The following is a 3,194-nucleotide window of genomic DNA, read 5'->3' on the forward strand; positions in this document are numbered from 1 at the left end:
TTTGGTCGGCTCAAGGACTGGCGCAGAATTGCCATGCGCTATGACCGATGCGCTCACACGTTCTTCTCGGCCATATGCCTCGCTGCCTCCGTTATTTTTTATCTCAATTAATGAGTCCTGAGCCTAGGTTGTCGTTGATGGGCTTCAGCCTGTCCATATCGAAAAAGAAGACGGCATGCCGCTGACCGGGCGACTTTTTGAGAACTTCGCCGACTTTCTGGTAAAAAAGATGGCGGGTGGGCAGGTTGGTGAGCGTGTCGAACAGGCCGCGCCGGGAAATTTCGATAAGGCCGCTGACCTTCTCCACGGAAAATTCATTGGAGCCGCGCACGCTTTTGTCCAGATCGGCCACATGGTGGAAGATGTTGTCCACCGGCGAAAAGGCCTTGCGCCCATAGCGCTGGAAGAGCAGAAAAAACAGGGCGTAGAGCAGCGTCTGCACGCCGAAACTCCACAGTATGGGACGCATGGTGGGCAGCATCGGCACGCGGTGAATGAGCGTCCATTTGCTGTCGGCCACATGGCTGAAAACGGTGAAGGTCAACCGCCCCTCAAAAAAGCAGATGAAACTGCCGCTGCTTTTCGATATCGTCGAGGAACTGTTCCCGACTGCTGCCGAGCAAAAAGGTTTCCTTGTCGACCAGATTTTTTATATCCACCATCAGCTTGTCGGCGTCCGGGTGCGCGATGATCGCGCGGCGGCTGTCCACCAGAAGATAATAGCCGTATTCGGAACGGGTGCGGAACGGCGGCAACTGGCTCATGTGCGTCAGCGGAGTTGTGACGAAACAGATGCTGACGACTTTACCGTCTTTTTTGACCGGCATGAACTGGGTGAAATTCATGTCGCCCGTGGCCCCGGCGGGGAAGGGGTCGCTGAGCTCCCGTTTGCCGGTTCGCATGATCCGGGGGATATAGTCGCGCTTCAGCTTGGCGACTTTCGGCCGTAGCGTACTGGAAATGGTGCCGTCCGGATCCACCACGCCGATCATCCAGAACTGGAAGGCGTCGGCATAGGGTTTCATGCTCATGGCGCGGTCCAGAACGGAAACGGTGGTATCCTGGATCAGAGGCTGCTTGCTCATGCCCTCAAGCAGGTTGTAGGTCGCCTCAAGACGAGATGTGAGATCCCCGGTCAGCGCTCTGGTGGAATCCTCGGCTGTGGTTTTGATGAAAAGATATCCGGCGTAAAGTGCACTGCCGAGACTGATGCAGACGAACGCCGCGAACACCAGCCACAGGCTTCTGGAAAAAAGTCCGCTGACCGTGCCGGTAGAAGAGAGCTTTTTGCAGGACATCGCAAACGCTGTGATAAAAATTGTATAATATAAAAAATTTGCCGGATTGCGATGATAGTAAACATTTTTTAGGAAATATCCATAGGCAATTTTCCCCTTTTTTCTGTAACAAAGCGTTTTTATTTTTAATAGAAGAAGTTTTATTTTTTTGTACAGATGAAAAGCACGTGCGTCCGGACATCTCTCAATGTCCGGACGCACTGCCCACGCAAGCATGGCGGCCTCGCGACCGCCATTGCGTATTATCGTAAATTGAAATTACAGGACGAAGCGCGGGTCCTTCTTGACCTCCTCGCGCACAATCTTGAACAGTGTGGGGCTGAGCAGGAGAATGCCGATAATGTTGGGGAAGGCCATCAGGGCGTTGCCGATGTCCGCCAGCAGCCAGACCAGATCCAGGGCCAGCACGGCGCCCAGGGCCACAACGCAGACATAGATGACCCGGAAGGGCTTCTGGGCCTTGTCGCCGAAAAGGTAGATGACGCAGCGTTCGCCGTAAACGCACCAGCCCAGGGCGGTGGTGAAGGCGAAGAGCGTGAGGCAGAAGGTCACGCCGTATTCGCCGAAGCCGGGCAGATTGTGCTGGAAGGCCGACGCGGTGAGCACACCGCCGCTCATGCCGGAACTCCAGAGGGGCTGACCGGCGGGGTCCAGGGAAACCAGGATCACAAAACCGGTCATGCTGCAGACGATGATGGTGTCGATGAACACGTCCAGCATGCCGATGGAAGCCTGCACCAGTGGGGATTCGGCGGTGGAGGCGGCGTGGGCCATAGGCGCGGAGCCGAGACCGGCTTCATTGGAGAAGACGCCGCGGGCCATGCCCATGCGGATGGCCATCATCACCGAAGCGCCCACAAAGCCGCCCTGGGCCGCCGTGGGCGTGAATGCGTCGGAAACCACCCACCAGAACACGGAGGGTACGCGGTCGATGTGCATGAAGATGATGATCAGGCACATGATGACATACAGCGCGGCCATGAAAGGCACCAGCTTGCCGGCCACGGCGCCCACGCGCTTGACGCCGCCCACCAGCACGATGCCCGCGAAGAAGAGCAGGCCCAGGGCCGTGACCCAGCCCGGCACACTGCACGCTTTGGTCAGGTTCACGCTGATGGCGTTGGCCTGAACCATGGCCCCGATGCCGAAGCAGGCGATCATGCCGAACAGGGCGAAAGCCGTGGCCAGCCAAGTCCAGTTTTTGCCCAGACCGTTCTTGATGAAGTACATGGCGCCGCCCACCCAGTTGCCGGCGGGCGTTTTTTCACGGAAGTGCACGGAGAGCAGCACTTCCGAAAATTTGGTCATCATGCCCACCAGGGCAGTCACCCACATCCAGAACAGCGCGCCCGGCCCGCCCAAGGCGATGGCCGTGGCCACGCCCACGATGTTGCCGGTGCCGATGTCCGCCGCCAGGGCGGTCATCAGGGCATTCCAAGGGGAGACTTCGCCGTGCTCGGACTGGTGCTTGCGGCCTTGCCACAGACATTGGTAGGCCCGGACCCAGTTACGGAAGGAAAAAAAACGCAATCCGATGGTCAGATACAGGCCCGTGCCCACCAGCATGACCAACATGATCGGGCCCCATACCACATTGCTGACCGCTTGCAGAAAATCATACACTGCTTGCATTGCCACCTCCGCTTGTTCAGAATTCCAGCGCCGGTCCGCGGGCCGGCGGCGTCCCCGCAGAGAACGCCCGCATCACGCATTGTTATGGAATACTCCTCACGCTACACCGCAAAAAAGAAATATGGCAAGTTGTTTTTGGGGCTGTCCTAGCTAAGAAAAAAGAGCTAGGATAACGCCATGTATGAAAGGCGCAGCAGACTAAGTAATCGGCAACAGACCGAACTCATAAAATTTTTTGTGGCAGGCGCTACGGCAAGGGCTGCC

General features: G+C 57.3%; 3 protein-coding genes and 1 pseudogene. 1 reads left to right on the top strand and 3 read right to left on the bottom strand.

Going from position 1 to position 3,194, the window contains the following annotated elements:
* Nucleotides 1-111, top strand: a pseudogene (locus FYJ44_RS14295) (IS5/IS1182 family transposase); the annotation flags it as partial.
* Here FYJ44_RS14295 and FYJ44_RS14300 read toward each other — a convergent pair.
* The 3 genes from FYJ44_RS14300 to FYJ44_RS14310 form a co-directional block, all read right to left on the bottom strand.
* Complete coding sequence (locus FYJ44_RS14300; protein ID WP_154513290.1) at nt 104-544, bottom strand: diguanylate cyclase domain-containing protein; 441 nt, start codon at nt 542-544, stop codon at nt 104-106. The pseudogene FYJ44_RS14295 and the gene FYJ44_RS14300 overlap by 8 nt on opposite strands.
* Nucleotides 545-551: 7 nt before the next feature.
* Nucleotides 552-1,298 (bottom strand): cache domain-containing protein, encoded by a 747-nt coding sequence (locus FYJ44_RS14305; RefSeq protein ID WP_154513292.1) that lies wholly within the window; start codon nt 1,296-1,298, stop codon nt 552-554.
* A gap of 258 nt (nt 1,299-1,556) precedes the next feature.
* Nucleotides 1,557-2,930 (bottom strand): alanine/glycine:cation symporter family protein, encoded by a 1,374-nt coding sequence (locus tag FYJ44_RS14310; protein ID WP_154513294.1) that lies wholly within the window; start codon nt 2,928-2,930, stop codon nt 1,557-1,559.
* Nucleotides 2,931-3,194 lie beyond the last annotated feature (264 nt).

Origin of the sequence: Desulfovibrio porci, from assembly GCF_009696265.1 — a bacterium.
Classification (GTDB): Bacteria; Desulfobacterota; Desulfovibrionia; order Desulfovibrionales; family Desulfovibrionaceae; genus Desulfovibrio; species Desulfovibrio porci.